This window comes from Kosakonia quasisacchari, from assembly GCF_004331415.1.
GTDB classification, from domain to species: Bacteria; Pseudomonadota; Gammaproteobacteria; order Enterobacterales; family Enterobacteriaceae; genus Kosakonia; species Kosakonia quasisacchari.
The window spans coordinates 37579-55421 of sequence record NZ_SJOP01000009.1 but is presented as its reverse complement, the minus strand read 5'-3'; the positions used below and the strand labels follow the sequence as shown (position 1 = coordinate 55421).

The 17843-nt window shown below is 54.4% G+C and carries 15 protein-coding genes; all 15 read right to left on the bottom strand.

The annotated features are described in order from the left end of the window. Positions 1 to 8 precede the first annotated feature (8 nt). Positions 9 to 1583 carry an MFS transporter gene (locus tag E0L21_RS11360; protein WP_131409530.1) on the bottom strand — a complete coding sequence of 525 codons (1575 nt, stop codon included), beginning with the start codon at positions 1581 to 1583 and terminating at the stop codon, positions 9 to 11. A 292-nt stretch (positions 1584 to 1875) separates the two neighbouring features. Beyond that, positions 1876 to 2298: a flagellar protein FlhE gene (flhE, locus tag E0L21_RS11355; protein WP_131409528.1), complete on the bottom strand. Its 423-nt coding sequence runs from the start codon at positions 2296 to 2298 to the stop codon at positions 1876 to 1878. Continuing rightward, a complete protein-coding gene (gene flhA / locus E0L21_RS11350) occupies positions 2298 to 4376 on the bottom strand; it encodes a flagellar biosynthesis protein FlhA (RefSeq protein WP_131409526.1) in 2079 nt (692 codons plus the stop codon). Before flhA ends, flhE begins: the two co-directional genes overlap by 1 nt. Further along, positions 4369 to 5520, bottom strand: coding sequence for a flagellar biosynthesis protein FlhB (gene flhB / locus E0L21_RS11345; RefSeq protein WP_170312062.1), 1152 nt, complete (start codon positions 5518 to 5520; stop codon positions 4369 to 4371). The genes flhA and flhB overlap by 8 nt, the downstream gene beginning before the upstream one ends. Positions 5521 to 5727: 207 nt before the next feature. Further along, positions 5728 to 6372, bottom strand: coding sequence for a protein phosphatase CheZ (cheZ, locus tag E0L21_RS11340; protein WP_131409522.1), 645 nt, complete (start codon positions 6370 to 6372; stop codon positions 5728 to 5730). A 10-nt stretch (positions 6373 to 6382) separates the two neighbouring features. Then, positions 6383 to 6772 (bottom strand): chemotaxis response regulator CheY, encoded by a 390-nt coding sequence (gene cheY / locus E0L21_RS11335; RefSeq protein WP_090138042.1) that lies wholly within the window; start codon positions 6770 to 6772, stop codon positions 6383 to 6385. Positions 6773 to 6789: 17 nt separating this feature from the next. After that, positions 6790 to 7839: a protein-glutamate methylesterase/protein-glutamine glutaminase gene (locus tag E0L21_RS11330; protein ID WP_131409520.1), complete on the bottom strand. Its 1050-nt coding sequence runs from the start codon at positions 7837 to 7839 to the stop codon at positions 6790 to 6792. Beyond that, entirely contained in the window at positions 7836 to 8705 is an 870-nt protein-coding gene (gene cheR / locus E0L21_RS11325; RefSeq protein WP_131409518.1) for a protein-glutamate O-methyltransferase CheR, read from the bottom strand. Before cheR ends, E0L21_RS11330 begins: the two co-directional genes overlap by 4 nt. 19 nt (positions 8706 to 8724) lie before the next feature. Then, on the bottom strand, positions 8725 to 10323 hold the full coding sequence (tap, locus tag E0L21_RS11320) for a methyl-accepting chemotaxis protein IV (RefSeq protein ID WP_131409516.1): 1599 nt from the start codon (positions 10321 to 10323) through the stop codon (positions 8725 to 8727). 41 nt (positions 10324 to 10364) lie between these two features. After that, complete coding sequence (tar, locus tag E0L21_RS11315) at positions 10365 to 12029, bottom strand: methyl-accepting chemotaxis protein II (RefSeq protein ID WP_131409514.1); 1665 nt, start codon at positions 12027 to 12029, stop codon at positions 10365 to 10367. A gap of 676 nt (positions 12030 to 12705) precedes the next feature. Beyond that, entirely contained in the window at positions 12706 to 13209 is a 504-nt protein-coding gene (cheW, locus tag E0L21_RS11305; protein WP_131409512.1) for a chemotaxis protein CheW, read from the bottom strand. Positions 13210 to 13231: 22 nt separating this feature from the next. Further along, the gene (cheA, locus tag E0L21_RS11300; RefSeq protein ID WP_235855231.1) at positions 13232 to 15283 is read right to left on the bottom strand and encodes a chemotaxis protein CheA; all 2052 of its coding nucleotides are present in this window, start codon (positions 15281 to 15283) and stop codon (positions 13232 to 13234) included. Between the two features lie 10 nt (positions 15284 to 15293). After that, positions 15294 to 16253: a flagellar motor protein MotB gene (gene motB, locus E0L21_RS11295; protein WP_131409508.1), complete on the bottom strand. Its 960-nt coding sequence runs from the start codon at positions 16251 to 16253 to the stop codon at positions 15294 to 15296. Continuing rightward, complete coding sequence (motA, locus tag E0L21_RS11290; RefSeq protein WP_131409506.1) at positions 16250 to 17137, bottom strand: flagellar motor stator protein MotA; 888 nt, start codon at positions 17135 to 17137, stop codon at positions 16250 to 16252. The genes motB and motA overlap by 4 nt, the downstream gene beginning before the upstream one ends. A gap of 125 nt (positions 17138 to 17262) precedes the next feature. Next, positions 17263 to 17841, bottom strand: a complete 579-nt coding sequence (gene flhC / locus E0L21_RS11285; RefSeq protein ID WP_131409504.1) for a flagellar transcriptional regulator FlhC — start codon at positions 17839 to 17841, stop codon at positions 17263 to 17265. Positions 17842 to 17843 lie beyond the last annotated feature (2 nt).

The following is a 17843-nucleotide window of genomic DNA, read 5'->3' as shown; positions in this document are numbered from 1 at the left end:
TCTTAACCTCAGTTGTAAGTCGATTTCAGTGATGCATCTTTCAGCAATGGCGCGGCAGGTTTATTGCGATTCAGGTAGCCGATGTTGTTGTTCCCCCACAGGGATTCGTAAGGCATGCCTGCCAGCATTTCGACGGTTTCACGTGCTTGCGGGGTGATACTTTCAGGCATCGGGCGGCCGCTCTGGCGCATTTTGGTGGTTTCTTCACGCAACACACCGTGGGTTTTCAGATTCAGCTTGAAGCGCAAGGAAACGAGGAAGCCGCAGCACAACACGGCGATGGTGCCAAAGCACATGACCATCAAAATGGTGTGGCTCACTTCTGGCACCTGCGTTTTCTGCCCGGAGACGAAACCAGAAGCCTGCATCACGATCCCCACCAGCATCACCGCACCAGCCTGAGAGGCTTTACGAGTCAGCGTCATGATCCCGGCGAAGATCCCTTCGCGGCGCTGGCCGGTGACCACTTCATCAATATCCGCGATATAGGTGTAGGTGTTCCACGGTACATAGTTGATACCCCCGCGTCCCAGACCAGCAACGGCGGACACCAACAACAGCAGCGAATAAACATCGCTCAAACCGGCGTAGTAAAGCACTGCGTAAGACGCCGCACTCAGACCGAACAGCACGACGACCATGCGGTAAGACGGTGCAGGTCCGAATCGGATGCACAGCGGGATCATGGCGATAACTGCGATGAACTGGAAAATCGCCATTGTTCCCAGTAAGTTGGACGCCAGCGACGCTTCCTGCATCAGCACGAACACCACGTAATAGGTGAACACCGCGTTAAACACGTCCTGTGCGATATACCCCCCGAGGTACATCCCCAGGTGCTGGCGGAAAATCTTGATCCGCAGCGTGGAGCTGAGTTCCACAAACAGGCGACGCAAGCTTTGCCCAAGCGTGAGGCTCTTTTTCTCTTCTTCCGCACGTAACGCTGCCTCGGTCCACTCTTCGCGCGGGCGCTCCCAGGTGAAGCACCAGACAAACGTCAGCATCAGCGCGCAAAGCACCGAGAAGACCAGGCTTGCGTAGAAAAAGGAGATCGGGTTGTCTTTCCCAAAGTGTGTCAGCAAAACGCCCGGCAGAAACGAGGCCAGAATCGCCGACATCTGTGCCATCGAGATACGCGCACCAGAGAATTTGGTTTTCTGTTTGAAATCATCGGTCATTTCCGGTACCAGCGTTTCGTACGGCACCAGAATCATGGTGTAGACCACATCAAACAGCAGATAAGTCAGCAGGTAATACCAGAACCCCATATCCCCTACCCACATTATTGAGTAGCTGAATACGCATGGGATCCCCAGCATAATAAAGAACTTACGCCGACCGAAGCGTTTGCCGAGCCAGGTCGAACCGAAATTATCGGTTAAAAAGCCCATCAACGGGCTGACCACCGCATCCAGCACCCTTGCAGTCGCGAAGATAAATGTCGCTTCGATAGGCGTCAGACCGCAAAAGGTTGTATAGAAATAGAGTAACCATGCTGCGGTTAACGCGGTTGTGCCCGCACCCAGAAAATCGCCCGAGCCATAGGCGAGATAATTTGCCAATCCAATTTTTCGTGTTTTCATTGCCGTCAACCCTGTTCATTTTGGGGGACCTTTGACGATCCGGCTTAGCCAAAGGAATTTCTTACACGGCTAAAGTAAGAGGATGTGCAACGGGAAACCTTTCTGTTTCTGCCATCAAAATTACGCGGCTGGCAAAAATGCAAAGAGTGCCGATACGCGCATCACTGATTTATAAAACAGCGTTTCTTTTGCTTCAAAAGGAGTGGCCAAAAATGCGGGACGAATAGCAAAATCCCGCCTGGCTGACGGGATTTTCGAGCAGAAAACGAGCTAACTGATTGAAGCGAAGCGGTTAGTTTTGATGATCTGGCTGGCGATAGTTCACCAGCACTTTGTTACTGCGCACATCCAGCGGCGGCCATAAGCGCCCACCACCTGGAACTTCCCAAACAAAACGCAGCGATTCAAGCGCCGGGACATCGGTAAAGCCGCGCGTGGTGCCGCTCTGCCCATCCAGCTCGACACAGCGCGCTTGCGAACAGAGTCGAACCACTAACCCGGCAGGTGTGGGGCCATTCAGTTCATAACGCCAGGAGACATCCGTCATCAGCCCGTTTACCGGCTGCGACGGGCCAAGCGGTCGCGATGAAGAGACCACGCCACGGTTATCCAGCCGGATACCGATACTGCTGGCCTGCCACATGCCTTCGCCAATGCCGTTTCCCGCCGCATGGGCAAATAACGGTAGGGCGACCAGCCACGCCAGGAAACGCATTATTTGCCTCCGATGGTGGCGGTCATACGGATGCTGCGGTTGTCCGACATCTCCATATTCGACAGCACCACCAGTTGCGGCAGGCTGCGGCGCAGAAAGCGCGCCAACAGCGGACGCAGCGCGTGGTTAACCAGCAACACCGGCGGCGCACCCAACATCTCCTGACGCGTCAATGCTTCCTGGGTTTGTTCCAGCAAGCGATCGGCAAGACCCGGCTCCAGACCACCACCGCCCTGCAACGCTTGCAGCAGCAAACGCTCAAGCGGCGTATCAAGGCCAATTACCTGCACTTCGTCATTACCCGGGAACCACTGCTGTGTAATGGCGCGACCCAGCGCCACGCGCACCACAGCCGTGAGTTCGTGCGGATCGGTTTGCAGCGGCGCATGCTCGGCCAGCGTTTCCAGAATGGTGCGCATATCGCGGATCGGCACTTTCTCGGCCAGTAGGTTTTGCAACACTTTATGCAGCGTGGTCAGCGTGACCACGCCCGGTACTAAATCTTCCGTTAGCTTCGGCATCTCCTGACTCACCCGGTCAAGCAGTTGCTGCGCTTCCTGGCGACCAAACAGCTCCGCCGAGAATTGACCAATCAGGTGGTTAAGGTGCGTTGCTACCACGGTACTGGCTTCCACCACGGTGTAGCCCTGGATCTGCGCCTGTTCTTTCAATGCGCTCTCAATCCAGATAGCGGCCAGGCCAAAGGCCGGATCCACGGTTTGCTCACCCGGTAGCGTGCCCGCCGCGGTGCCTGGGTTAATCGCCAGCCAACGACCTGGATAAGCCTCGCCGCTGCCAATTTCCACCCCTTTCATCAGGATACGGTAACGCGCTGGCGGCAGATCCATATTGTCGCGGATGTGTACCACCGGCGGCAGGAAGCCCATGTCCTGGGCGAATTTCTTACGAATACTGCGAATACGGCCTAACAGCTCGCCATCCTGCTGGAAATCCACCATCGGGATCAGGCGATAGCCCACTTCCATACCGAGGGAATCTTCAAGCTGCACGTCGTTCCAGGTCGCTTCCACTGCCTGGGTGTTTTCCGGCAGCTTCATTGGCGCGGCTTCGGCAGGCGCAACTTGCTCTTTACCACGCAGCCACCAGGCAAGCCCCAGTAACGCGGCAGTAAACAGCAGGAACACAAAGTTCGGCATCCCCGGCACCATACCGAGCAGGCCGAGTACCCCGGCGCTGAGCATCATTACGCGCGGGTTGCTGAACAGCTGACCAACCATCTGCTGACCGACGTCCTGATCGGTACTGACGCGCGTCACGATCACCCCCGCCGCGGTAGAGATAACCAGCGCCGGGATCTGCGCAACCAGGCCGTCACCGATGGTCAGCAGGGTGTAGCTTTCCGCCGCATCGCCCATTGACAGGCCATGTTGCAAAACGCCGACCAGCAAGCCGCCGATAACGTTGATAACCATGATGAGAATACCGGCGACGGCGTCACCGCGAACGAACTTACTCGCACCGTCCATCGAACCGTAGAAGTCCGCTTCTTGCGTCACTTCAGAACGGCGGCGTTTCGCTTCATCTTCACCGATGATCCCGGCGTTGAGGTCGGCGTCAATCGCCATCTGTTTACCGGGCATCCCATCCAGTACGAAACGCGCGCCCACTTCAGCGATACGCCCCGCACCTTTGGTGATAACCATAAAGTTGATGATCACGAGGATAACGAACACCACGATACCGATGGCGAAGTTACCGCCAACGAGAAAGTGACCGAAGGCTTCAACCACACGCCCTGCCGCCGCAGTACCCGTATGGCCTTCCATCAGGATAATACGGGTTGAGGCTACGTTCAGCGCCAGGCGCAGCAAGGTGGTAAACAGCAGAATGGTCGGAAATGCGGCGAATTCCAGCGTGCGCTGGGTGAACATCGCCACCAACAGCACCATGATGGAAAGTGCGATGTTAAAGGTAAACAACAGGTCGAGGACAAACGCCGGTAGCGGCAGCACCATCATCGACAAAATAAGCAAAATGAGCACCGGCCCGGCCAGAACCTGCCATTGGGTCGATTTCAGATTGCTGGGCAGACGCAGCATTGCTACCAGATTAGCCATCAGTGTCCTTCTCGTTCAAAAAGTCCAGCGCCTCAGGCACCGGGAGATTCTCAGGTTTAACAGGTCGTTGCCCGCCGGACAGACGCCAGCGTTTCAACTGCCATACCCACGCCAGCACTTCGGCTACTGCCGCATACAGCTGACCCGGGATTTGCTGACCAATTTCAGAATGGCGATAAAGTGCACGCGCCAGCGGCGGCGCTTCGAGGATCGGCACGCGGTTCTCCGTCCCCAGTTCACGAATACGCAGCGCAACCATCCCCGCGCCTTTCGCCACCACTTTCGGCGCACTCATCTTATTCTCGTCATATTGCAGCGCGACGGAGTAGTGCGTCGGGTTGGTGACAATGACATCCGCTTTTGGCACATCGGCCATCATGCGACGACGCGCCGCCGCACGCTGCATCTGCCGGATGCGGCCTTTAATGTGCGGGTCGCCTTCGCTCTGCTTAAATTCATCACGGATGTCCTGGCGGGACATGCGCAGTTTTTTCAGATGGCTGTAGATCTGCCAGAAAACGTCAAAGCCCACCATCGGGATGATGCTTAGCGCCACCAGCATGGCGCACAGCCCGGCCAGGTTGAGAGCACTCGCCATTGCCGTCAGCGGCGATTCGCTCATCAGGCGCATCATATCCGGCCAGTGATGCCATAAAAACAAGCCCGCTACGCTGCCCATCAGCAGCGCTTTCATCAACGCTTTAACCAGTTCCGCGCCCACTTGTGCGGAGAACAAACGTCCCAACCCGCTCAGCGGGTTGAGTTTGGAAAACTTAAATTCCAGCGATTTTGTGCTGAATACCAGCCCGCCCAGCATTACCGGCGCGATCAGGGCGATAATCACCACGCCCGTCAGTAGCGGCAACATGCCAATCAGCACGTTTCTCAACATTATGATCACCTGTCCGAGGATCAGGTTCGGGTCGTTGATAATCTTGTGATCGAAACGCAGCCCGGAGGAGAGCGCCATCGTAAGCCTGCGACCAAACGCTTCACCGCCAAACCACAGAATGCCGATACCGACCAACATGATCAGCAACGATGTCAGCTCTTTGGATCGGGGGATCTGCCCTTCTTCGCGCGCTTTCTCTAGTCGGTGCGCTGTGGGGGCTTCTGTTTTGTCGTCGTTGTCTTCAGAGGCCACGGCCAACACATCCACGGATTACAGGTTTGGTGACATATTGCCAGAGTCAAGGCTGTCTAATGGGCAGAGTAAGGCATAAAAACAGGGGGTTTTCGCCATTTGACATGACGCTACGCGTGAGAAAACGCGTGGGAAAAAGAGGGGAAAACAAGAAAGTGGGCAGCCTTATGCTTGCCCACTTTCCGTTAACTTACTGATAATACAGGCTTAGAAGCCCAAACTATCGAGCAGATCGTCGACCTGATCCTGGCTTGCCACCACGCCCGCTTTGGTCGCGTCGAGTTGTGGGCCATTGAGCAGGCTTTCGTTTTCACGCTTCGGACGCGCGGACTGATCCGGGATGTTCTCCAGCAGCACCATCAGAAGCTGACGTTCGATCTCCTGGATAACATCCATCATGCGTTTGATAACCTGGCCGGTGAGGTCCTGGAAATCCTGCGCCATCATAATGTCCAGCAGTTGGGCGTTGGTGAAACTGGTGTGCCCCGGAATTTCGCCAAGGAACTTGCGCGTATCGGTCACCAGTTCACGCGCATCCGCCAGTTCGATTGGGTTTTCAAACCACTCGTCCCAACGTTTGCTCAGCGCTTTCGAACCTTTTTCCATCTCATCCTGGTGCGGCTGAGAAGCTTCAACGCTGTTAAGCGCGCGTTCTGCCGCTTGCGCGGTCATCTGCACGACATAATCCAGACGGTCACGCGCATCAGGAATCGCTTCCGCAGCTTCGGCAATCGCCTGATCAAGACCTAATTCTCGCAGGCTATCACGCAACATACGCGTCAGGCTGCCGATCCGGGCAATGATGTCGCTGGGTGAATGTTCGTCCGCTGGTTTAATTGAAGGTTGAATCATTAGCCAGTCCTCACATGCCTAGTTTCTCGAAGATCTTCCCGAGTTTCTCTTCCAGGGTTGCAGCGGTAAACGGTTTCACCACGTAGCCGCTCGCACCGGCCTGTGCCGCTGCGATGATGTTCTCTTTTTTCGCTTCTGCTGTAACCATCAGCACTGGCAGGGAAGCCATATTGCTGTCGGCACGAATCGTTTTCAGCAGTTCCAGACCGTCCATGTTTGGCATGTTCCAGTCGGAGATAACAAAACCAAAGCCACCCGTCTGCAATTTGTTTAACGCATCAACACCGTCTTCCGCTTCTTCAACGTTGTTAAATCCCAGCTCTTTCAGCAGGTTACGCACAATTCGACGCATGGTGGAAAAGTCATCCACAACCAAAAACTTAAGCTCTTTATCCGCCATAAAAAATTACTCCTGGTTCAAATACGTATTGCCTGTCCGGCACTGATTTTCGCCAACATCTGCTGGCTTACCTGGCTAAGATCGACCACTTCGCTGACGCCACCCATATTGATGGCCTCACGCGGCATGCCGAACACCACACAACTTGCTTCATTTTGCGCAATCGTCCAGGCGCCAGCCTGGTGCATTGCTAACATTCCGGCCGCGCCATCGTTGCCCATCCCCGTGAGAATCACTCCCACGGCGTTACGCCCCGCATGTTTCGCCACCGAATTAAACAACACGTCCACCGAAGGACGGTGCCGGTTAACCGGCGGTCCATCGTGGATCTTAATTTGATAGTTCGCCCCGCTACGCGCCAGCTCCATATGCCGATCGCCAGGTGCAATATACGCGTGCCCGGGTAATACGCGCTCGCCATCTTCCGCTTCTTTGACGCTGATCTGACAGAGCTTATTCAAACGCTCAGCAAATGAGCGGGTAAAGCCCGGCGGCATATGCTGAGTGATAAGAATACCCGGACTTGAGAGTGGCAATGGCTGGAGTACATGCCTAATTGCCTCTGTTCCTCCGGTTGACGCACCAATCACCAGCAGTTTTTCCGAGCTGAGCAACGGCCCGGCTTTCAGCATGGCCGGGGCCTCCATCGTTTTATGCGCCGCGATGCGCGCGCGGGAGGCGGTACGTACTTTCTCAGCAATCATCTCGCTGTAAGCCAGCATGCCTTCGCGAATGCCAATCTGCGGTTTGGTGACAAAATCTATCGCCCCCAGTTCCAGCGCACGCAGAGTCACTTCGGAGCCTTTTCCGGTCAGCGAGGAGACCATCACCACCGGCATTGGGCGCAAACGCATTAATTTTTCGAGGAAATCCAGCCCGTCCATGCGCGGCATTTCCACATCCAGCGTTAACACGTCCGGGTTGAATTTTTTAATTAAATCCCGGGCAACCAACGGGTCTGGCGCCGTCGCCACCATTTCCATATCGCTGTGGCTATTGATAATTTCTGTCATGATCTGGCGCATCAATGCGGAATCATCGACGGACAACACCCTGATTTTACTCATGCTTTATCCTTACTCAGCGCATAAACTGTTTGCCCACGAAGGGTAAACTCACGCACGAGGTTGCTGAAGTTCTCCGAATGCCCGGCAAACATTAATCCGTCTGGCTTAAGCAGTGGAGCGAAACGATGCAAAATGTCCTGTTGCGTCGTTTTATCAAAATAAATCATTACGTTACGGCAAAAAATTGCGTCGAAAGGCCCCGGAACGTTGTACTGCTTATCCAGCAGATTGACCGTGGAGAAATCGACGTAGTTCGCCAGTTCCTGCCGTACGCGCACCAGCCCGGCATGCGGGCCAGTACCGCGCATAAAGTAGCGTTGCATCTGCTGGGGCGAGAGGGTTTTCAACTCGTCCTGGCGGTAAATGCCGCTACGCGCTTTTTGCAGCACCTCTGTGTCAATGTCGCTGGCGAAAACTTTCCAGCGACCCGGCGCCATTCCCAACGCATCGGCGAGGGTAATGGCAAGAGAGTACGGCTCTTCGCCTGTCGACGCCGCTGCACTCCATACCCGATATTCCCCCGTGCGCTTACGCGCATGGTCCGCGAGAACCGGGAAGTGGTGTGCTTCCCGGAAAAAAGCGGTGAGATTAGTGGTCAGCGAGTTAATAAACGCTTGCCACTCGGCGCTGTTCTGGTTCGCTTCCAGCATGCTCAGATAGCGGCCAAAATCATCTAGCCCAAGCGAGCGTAAACGGCGAACCAGGCGGTTATAAACCATGTCACGTTTATGATCCGCGAGGACAATCCCCGCACGTTGGTAGATCAATTGACATATCCGACGGAAATGCGCGTCGGACAGCGCCAGGCGCTGTGTCATCTGTTGCAATATTGATGACGTTTGCCCGTTAGGCATGGATGATGTCATAGCGCCTTCTCAACTAGGTTCAGGATGCAACGGGCACAGCCTTAGGCGGTGCCATTTCGGGTATTGCGACATGCTCTTCAATCTTAAATACAGCCACCAGCGCGGTAAGATTATCTGCCTGGTTGGCCAGTTGGTCGGTGGCGGAGGCTGCCTCTTCTACCAGCGCAGCGTTCTGTTGTGTCACCTGATCCATCTGTGTTACTGCCTGAGCCACCTGCTCTATCCCGCGCCGTTGTTCATCGGACGCGGAGGCGATCTCGCCCATGATATCGTTGACCTGAGTGACAGAGCGGACGATTTCCGTCATCGTCTGCGCGGCGGTATCCACCAGAGCGGAACCCTGCTGAACGCGGGAAACCGACTCTTCAATCAGGCCCTTAATCTCTTTTGCCGCCTGCGCGCTGCGGCTTGCCAGGTTACGCACTTCTCCGGCGACAACCGCGAAACCGCGCCCCTGTTCACCGGCACGAGCCGCTTCAACGGCGGCGTTCAGCGCCAGAATATTGGTCTGAAACGCGATGCCATCAATCACACTAATGATGTCGCCAATTTTCTGGGAACTGCCGGCAATCTGTTGCATGGTACTTGCCACGCTCGATGTCTGCTGCCCCCCTTTTCTCGCCGTTTCTGCCGCGCTCTGCGCCAGCCCGGAAGCCTGACGCGCGTTATCGGCGTTCTGGCTTACCGTTGACGTTAACTGCTCCATACTGGCAGCGGTTTGCGCCAGCGACGCTGCCTGCTGTTCCGTTCGCGACGATAAATCATTATTACCCGCCGCAATTTCCGAAATGCCGGTATGCATCGCATAACTGCCCTGACGGACATCGCTCACCGTGGTGCGTAACGCGGTTTGCATCTTTTTCAGGCTGGTAAAAATCGCCGAGATCTCGTTACGCCCGTCAACGGCAATCGGTCGTGCCAGATTGCCTTCGGAGATGCTGTCAAAGTGGCTGCTGACAACCGCCAGCGGCTGGACAATCATCTTGCGCGACCAGAGCAGCGCGGCACTGGTCAATAACGCGGCGAGAATAACCACCACGACAAAAATCACCGCCGAGCGATGGTAGTTGCTTTCACCATCCGCTCTCGCCTGTTCAGTAAAGTGGTTAATGTGTTTCTCCCACGCACTGAAACTGGCATCAAACTTATCCTGCGACTCCTGCACCGGTGCGGTCATAAAGTCCGACAACTGGTTATTTTCAAGCCAGGTTGCCTGGTGCTCCAGGTCGCCACGCCAGGCGGTATAAGTGGCCTGGGTGATTTCCTGTAACTTTTTACCTTCCGGTGTCATCACCTTCAGGCCAAGAAACTCTTTTTCTACTTCTGCCGACTGCTTGAGACTGGCTTTCGCCTGTGTCATCAGCGCTTTGATGTCATCCGGCGGATAACTCAGCGCCGTTAACGTCCCGGCTTTGTTCAGCGCGGTACTGGCCTGAAGCAGCGTGGCCCGCATCTGCATTAATGCGCTGCGCTGATGGGTACTGTTTTCAACTTCTTGTAAATGTGAAGTGCTCTGTTTAAATGCCCAGAAAGACAACCCGTTACTGCCAACCTGTAAAATGCCACACACGATCAAAATCAAAAAAAGTGTTGTCGAGATGCGAATACGATTTAACATTAACGCCCCATCTGGCGGAAAAAGTCCGCGGTTAAGAACAGCTAAAATTTTTCCCAGTTATCCTCTTGTCCGGTTACAAGTTGGCGACTCCGCGCCGGGGTCTGAGCGCTGCCTGCTGCCGGAGTTGTAGCACGCGACGCCGGTTTGCCGGATACAGAAGAAAGGCGGAAAGCAGATACCGCCTGCGTCAACAAACTGGCTTGTTCTTCTAAGGCGGCCGCTGCGGCTGCCGATTGTTGTACCAGTGACGCGTTCTGCTGCGTGACGCGATCCATTTCGGATACCGCCAGCGCAACCTGATCGATGCCGCGGCTCTGTTCATCAGAAGCCGAGGCGATCTCACCCATAATGTCGTTCACCCTTGTTACCGCGTTAACGATGTCCGACATCGTCTCCCCTGCGCTCTCCACCAGCACAGAACCGGTATCGACACGGGAGACAGAATCTTCAATTAAGCCTTTAATTTCTTTCGCCGCCTGCGCACTGCGGCTGGCAAGATTGCGCACTTCTCCGGCGACCACGGCGAAACCACGCCCCTGCTCGCCCGCCCGCGCTGCTTCAACCGCGGCGTTCAGCGCCAAAATATTGGTCTGGAAAGCAATTCCGTCAATCACACTAATAATATCGGCAATTTTTTGCGAACTGCCCGCAATTTCGTGCATTGTTTTTACAACACTGTTAACCACTTTGCCGCCGCGCTCTGCCGTTTCCGAGGCACTTTGCGCCAGTAATGAGGCCTGACGGGCGTTATCGGCGTTCTGTTTCACCGTGGCGGTCAACTCTTCCATGCTGGCGGCGGTCTGCTCAAGTGCGGAAGCCTGCTCTTCGGTACGGGAAGAGAGATCGTTGTTGCCGGCGGCGATTTCGCTGGTGCCGGAGTAGATAGCATCGGAACCCTGGCGAACATTCGTAACCGTTTCGATCAGCGCGTTCTGCATATGATCAACGCTCTGCGCCAGTTCCGTCATTTCACTGCGCCCGGCAATGGTCAGCGAATGGGTCAGATTGCCACTGGCGATTTCCCGGATATGGGCAATAACTGACGACAATGGCGACAGCAGAATACGGCGAATGCCATACCAGACACCGGTCAGCACGATCACCAGCGCCAGCGCCAGGATCGCCATCTGCCATTTGGCGAAGGTGTAATCACTGACGCTCTGTTCCCAGGCATTGCGATACAAGCCTTCACTCAAATCCGCGTATTTCTGCATCGCGTCGCTAAGGGCGTTTTGCATGCCTTGCGTCGGCTGCGCCATAAAGCCGTTAATATTGCCGCCTTCGAGGAACTGCACCAGTTCCGCCAGCGCGGCATTATAAGTCCGGTATTTTTCATCCAGCGTCTGGCGCACTGCATCGGTTTCTGGCAGCGATGGCAGCGCGCGGAAGGCATCGTAGTGTTTTGCCGCATCGGCAAGCGACGCTTTGGCGCTGTTCAGCAAATCGGTTTTCGCACTGCTCTGCTGGTTGCTCGGATCCAGCAACATCCGCGCTGAGGAACGGCTCAGGTTGATACGCGTTTGCAGCATCAACTCCCAGGCTTTACCTAATTCCGTTTGTTGCATGCGCAGGTCATTGGAGACCGCAAAACTTTGCTGGTTTTGCTTAAGTGACGAAAAAAACAGGCCGCCAGAGACAAGCTGTAACAAGGCAAAGACCACCAGCACGCTCATAAGTAGAGTAACGACGCGGATACGGTTCAACATGCAACACCTTCTTGATAAGTTCTTAACGGTGTTATCGGCATGGGGCCACGGAACTTTACATTTGCGAAAGGGAATTAAATTATGACTTAAAGCGCAATCTCCACAGTTAACGTATCGCTATACGTTCCCCCTGGTGTCGTGGCCTGCGAAGTCAGGATTTGCGCGGTGTCATTGTAGGTTCGCAGCAAGCCATCGCTGCTCACTTGCGATGGCACGCCGCTCGAACAGCGCTGCCGCAACGGTTAGTCGTTGTCCCTTTGTAAACCTCATCGCTGAGCCGGTTGCGACCGCAGACCATATTACGTGCTGCGTTATTCATATCGCCAATTGGAATTTGCAGAGACAAGGCAAGTCTCCACTCGCCTGCAGGTTGTCGCAACTCGCCGCCAGATAAACCTAACGCGGTAAAACCCATGGGGTATAATAAATTTATTGTTTTAAATCAATTTATTAGATAACAACAATCATCTGACTTATTAAGCATCGAAAGATATATAACGTGATTTGCGATAAACATCACAATATATGGACAGGGGTAAAGAGAAGTCAGAAGATTTTATGGAATAGAAATTAAACGGACGTGAGAGATGTATATTATCGCGGCAGAACAAGGGCGAAAATAAAGGCGGGAGAAGCAACTTCACCCGCCTTTATTATTACGCTACATGCGCGATTATTACGCTACGTGCGTGGCTGCCATATCCAGCAGCGCCATTTCATCGCTGTTGAGCAGTTTTTCAATATTTACCAGAATCAGCATACGGTCGCCGAGCGCGCCCAGGCCGGTCAGGTATTCTGTCGACAAGGTTACCGCGAATTCCGGAGCCGGACGGATCTGGTCAGATGCCAGCGACAGGACGTCGGAAACACCATCAACCACAATCCCTACCACGCGCTGACCGAGATTCAGCACGATAACGACCGTGTTTTCATCATACTCGACATCGCCCTGGCTGAACTTCACGCGCAGGTCGACAATCGGCACAATCACACCGCGCAGGTTGGTGACGCCTTTGATAAAGTCGGGGGTATTGGCGATTCGGGTCACCTGATCATAGCCACGAATTTCCTGCACTTTGAGAATATCGATTCCGTATTCTTCATCGCCCAGAGTGAAAACCAGGAACTCCTGACCTGATGGCTCGCCCGCCAGTTTTGCTACATTACTCATACCGGTCATGTTTTATACCTTCTTAACTAAATCAGGCGGCTGTGTGCGCCATACGATGTTCACGATTCAATCCCTGCAACGCTGATACGTCAACGATCAGCGCAACGCTACCATCCCCAAGGATAGTGGCAGCAGAAATGCCCGGCACTTTGCGATAGTTGCTTTCCAGGTTTTTCACCACCACTTGATGCTGACCAATCAGTTGATCCACCAGCAATGCATAGCGACGACCCGCGCTTTGCAGAATAACGACAATCCCCTGCGTGGCCTCGGTTTTTGCGCCCATAACGTCAAAGACTTTCCACAGTTCCACCAGCGGCAGATATTCACCGCGCACTTCCAGCACGCGCTCACCGCCGGCCAGCGGATGCAGGTCTTCTTCGCGCGGTTGCAGCGATTCCATCACCGCGTTCAACGGCAGGATAAAGACCTCGTTGTTCACTTTTACTGACATGCCGTCAAGGATCGCCAGCGTCAGCGGCAGCAGAATACGAATGGTCGTGCCAGTGCCCTGCCTGGATTTGATTTCAACGTGGCCGCCCATCTCCTGGATGTTACGTTTCACCACGTCCATGCCCACGCCGCGTCCGGAAACGTCCGTCACCTGCTCAGCAGTCGAGAAGCCCGGGGCGAAAATCAGCATGCCCACATCTTCATCGGTCATGTTCTCGTTCACAGCCATCCCCTGCGAAATCGCTTTCGCCAGGATACGCTCACGGTTCAGACCTGCGCCATCGTCGGTCACTTCAATACAGATGTTCCCGCCCTGGTGTTCCGCCGACAGAATCAGGTTACCGATAGGCGACTTCCCTGCTTCCACACGTTTTTGCGGCGTTTCAATACCGTGGTCGAGGCTGTTACGCACCAGGTGCGTTAACGGGTCAATAATACGTTCGATCAAGCTCTTATCAAGTTCGGTTGAGCTGCCTTGCAGCGTCAGTTCTACTTGTTTATCAAGCTTGCTCGCCAGATCGCGAACCAGGCGCGGGAAGCGGCTGAAGACGTATTCCATCGGCATCATACGGATGGACATCACCGATTCCTGCAGGTCGCGGGCGTTGCGTTGCAGCTGGCTCATGCTGGTTATCAGGTCACCGTGAGTTACCGGATCCAGCTCGTTAGAGCGCTGTGCCAGCATCGACTGGGTAATAACCAGTTCACCGACCAGGTTGATCAATTGGTCAACTTTTTCGACCGCAACACGGATACTGGTCGATTCGCTGGCGCGGGCTGCCGGTTTCTCACGACCTGCCGGTTGCTCTTTCGCCACCGCTTTCAGCGCTGGTGCCGCAGCCGGAGCCGCTTGCACCGCCGGGACAGCCGTTGTTGCCGACGCGTCAGCCACTTCAACCGGGATTTCGACCTCAGCGTCTGTCGCCGCGGGTGCCGGGGCTGCTTTTTCGAAAGCGATTTGATCCGCTTCGATAACAAAGCACAGCACCGCGATAATGTCGTCTTCGCCCACGCCGCCGTCGATGGTCACGCTCAGGGTATCTTTCCCCTTCACGACATCGCTCAGCGTGCCGAGGTTGCTCAGCTCTTCTTCGAGTAAGTCAACTTCGCTCTCTTTCAGGCGTGAAAGGACGATTCGCAGTTTGCCGTCGTTTTCAGCGGCGGGCGCTGTCGCATCAGATGCCAGCGCAGCTGTCTCTACAACAGAGAGTTTCGCACCATTCGCAGCAGCAACGGCCTCTCCTTTTGCCTCCAGCGCTAACTGGCGCAGGGCATTACAGATGTATTCGAAGCTTGCGGCATCTGGCTCTGACGAGCTTTTATAGGCATCGAGCTGTTCCTGCATAATATCTTTGGTTTCCAAAAACAGGTTGATAATGTCGGTGTTTAGCTGCATCTCGCCACGCCGAGCCTCATCAAGCAGGTTTTCCATCAGGTGGGTTGTTTCCTGCAAGATGGTAAAGCCAAATGTCCCCGCACCGCCTTTAATAGAGTGTGCAGCACGGAAGATGGCGTTGAGCTGTTCTGAATCCGGCGCTTCCGGCACCAGGTCCAATAAATGTTGTTCCATATCGGCCAACAGTTCGTCGGCCTCATCAAAGAATGTTTGGTAAAAATCACTAATATCCATGCTCACGCTATCACCTCGGATTGGCTTGTGGCGACGTAGGAACTGCTGCCGGAGACGAGGCTGCTGGCGCGGGTGCTGCCGCTGCCGCTGGCTCTGGCTGTGTAATCGCGCTTATTGGCGCACTCTGACTTTCGGCGTTCTCATGCAGAATGGCCGCTTCTGCTTGTTTGTTCAGCACCAAAAGACTAATTCGACGGTTGATGGCTTCATCCGGGCCGCGATTGACCAGGCGCATGGTTGCCGCCATGCCAACGACGCGCATCACTTTGCCATCATCCAGGCCACCGGCAACCAGCTCACGGCGCGACGCGTTGGCGCGATCGGCGGAAAGCTCCCAGTTGCTGTACCCTTTATCGCCGTTAGCGTAAGGGGCATCATCGGTGTGACCGGAGAGGCTCACTTTGTTCGGAATACCATTCAGTACTGGCGCAATCGCCCGTAAAATATCGCGCATATAAGGTTCGACTTCCGCGCTGCCGGTTTTAAACATCGGCCGGTTCTGACTATCAATAATCTGTATGCGCAACCCTTCCTGCACCAGGTCGATTTTCAAGTGCGGGCGCAATGCGCGCAGTTTGGGATCGGCTTCAATTAACTGGTCCAGATCGCCGCGCAATTTACTCAAGCGCGACTGCTCCATGCGTTTTTTCAGGTCGTCAATATTGGGCTGTTTTTGTACTTCGCCCTGTTGCTGTGTGTAGTCATCGCCACCGCCCGGAATGGGGCTGTCGCTGTTCGAAATTCTCTGCCCACCGGTGACCGCAGTTGCCAACGGCGTGCGGAAATACTCCGCGATCTGGATAAGCTCTTTCGGGCTTGAGATGGATATAAGCCACATGACCAGGAAAAACGCCATCATCGCCGTCATAAAGTCGGCATAGGCGATTTTCCAGGAGCCATGCGCGCCGCCACCGTGGCCTTTATGTTTTTTTCGTCTAACGACGACGATTGGATGGGACTGGTTTTTCATGCGTCCTCAGTCGTCGTCTGTTGGTTAGGGTTTCTGACCGCACGAACATGTTCGTCCAGTTCGATAAACGACGGACGCTCGCTGGAGTAAAGTGTTTTACGACCAAACTCAACCGCGATCGGCGGCGCATAACCGTTCAGGTTCGACAGCAGGGTTATCTTCACACACTGCATCATCTTGGCGGTTTCCGCACTCTTCTGGCGAAGCACGCTTGCCAGCGGAGAGATAAAACCATACGCCAACAAAATACCGAGGAAAGTTCCCACCATCGCATGCGCAATCAGCGCACCCAACTCCGCCGCCGGACGATCCGCCGAGGCCAGCGCATGTACCACACCCATTACCGCCGCCACGATACCGAACGCAGGAAGTGAGTCACCGACCATTGCCAGTGCGTTCGCCGGGACTTCGGCTTCACTTTCGTGGGTTTCAATCTCTTCATCCATCAGCGCTTCAATTTCGAAGGTATTCATATTGCCGCTGATGATAAGTCGCAGATAATCAACGATAAATTCAAGCATCGTCGCATCCGCAAGAATGCGCGGGTAGCTGGCGAAAATCTCGCTTTCTTTCGGGTTTTCAATATCCCGTTCCAGCGAGAACATGCCTTGCTGACGTGATTTCGCCATCAGGCGATACAGCAGCGCCAGCAAGTCCATATACATACTTTTGGTGTACTTCGAACGGCGAAACAGCAAAGGCATTGCTTTCAGCGTTCCTTTGATGGCTTTACCGTTATTGCCAACAATGAATGCACCTATCCCCGCGCCCCCGATGATGATCAGTTCAGACGGTTGATAAAGTGCCCCAAGTTCTCCGCCGGTCATCATATAACCGCCAAAGACTGCACCAAGAACAACCAGGTAACCTAATACGATAAGCACGACATCATCCTTCTGCTAATGACTAAGGCTCGGGATAAACATTTCAAAGGGTTAACGCGAGTAACAGGCAAAAAAAAGCAGCGGCATAACTGCACCGCTGCTGGAGTGTTTCCACCTGTATTCGGTTAAACAGCCTGATCGATCTGTTCATCCAGCAGTTGTGGAATAATATCGGCAGCATCCTGGGAAAGTTTACGTCTTTTTACCGCGCGGGACGGCGGTTGGCATAAACTGCAGGCAAAGCTACCAACAGGCTGATGTGCGTGAGTAATAAAATTACCACCACAGCAATTACAGCGTGACAACTCCAGCATTCCGCTTTCCACGAAGCGAACCAACGTCCAGGCACGAGTAAGCGCCAGTAACGGGGTTTCCTCAGCATGAGGGCATTGTTCGAGGTAAAGTCGGTATGCTTTGATGACTGCGTCAACGCCACTGCAAAGGCCTGTTTTCAACAAAAATTGCCATGCGTTACAGAACATAGACGCGTGGATGTTTTGTTCCCAGGTCATAAACCAGTCGGTGGAGAATGGCAGCATACCTTTCGGCGGCGGGCTACCACGCAACTCTTTGTAGAGTTTGATAAGACGACCGCGACTAAGCTGCGTCTCACTCTCCAACATTTGTAAACGCGCACCCAGCGTAATCAGTTCCATTGCTAACTGAATGTCGCGAGCTTCCTGAACAATGCTTTTTTCGCCCATCT